The sequence below is a fragment of the Polaromonas sp. P1_E11 genome (assembly GCF_056405995.1).
Genome location: NZ_JBFUBA010000020.1, coordinates 1 through 598 on the forward strand (window position 1 = coordinate 1; position 598 = coordinate 598).

Annotated in this window: 2 protein-coding genes; both read left to right on the top strand. The window is 64.0% G+C overall.

The window, feature by feature from the left end; translation table 11 throughout:
• Window positions 1–285, top strand: a 285-nt coding sequence (locus AC1D11_RS22215) for a hypothetical protein (RefSeq protein ID WP_477651503.1), incomplete at its 5' end; no start/stop codon positions are given.
• A gap of 34 nt (window positions 286–319) precedes the next feature.
• A partial coding sequence (locus AC1D11_RS22220) for a hypothetical protein (protein WP_477651504.1) occupies window positions 320–598 on the top strand: 279 nt, incomplete at its 3' end.

The following is a 598-nucleotide window of genomic DNA, read 5'->3' on the forward strand; positions in this document are numbered from 1 at the left end:
GCCCAGCTTGCCGCGACGCTGCCCACCGCGCGCCGCGAGACGAACATGTCGGCGATCGTCGGCCAGGAAGCGATGGCGAAGGTCGCGCAGGCGCTCGCCGCCGCGGGCGAGGTCCGCCAGCTGTTGACCGACGCGCATCTGGCGCTGACAGTGACGCAGAAGGAAGTCGGCCTCGGCACGCGCATGTTCGGCGCGGGCGTCAAGCCGGCGAGCGCGAAGCTGGTCGACGAAGGCAGCAACGACCGCCAGGGCGCCGACGCGCCGGCGTTCGCGAAGGCCGGCTGATCCGCAAGAAAGGTTGACTGCCACAATGTGGTCCGTGGCGATCTATTATGCCGTTCTGCTCATCACCGTCGCCGTCGCGATTCGTCGCGGCGGACCGCTCGAGCGCTGGGCAGCCTATACGGCATTGATTGCTTCGGTCCTCACGACGGCCCTGACGCCTTTTCCGACCTGGACCAACATCGAGGTCAATATCTTCATCATCGACGTGCTGGTTTTGATGAGCTTCTGGTTCATCGCCATGCGGACGCAGAGTTTCTGGCCTTACTGGATCACCGGATGGCAATTGATCGCCATTTTCGGGCATATCCAGAAG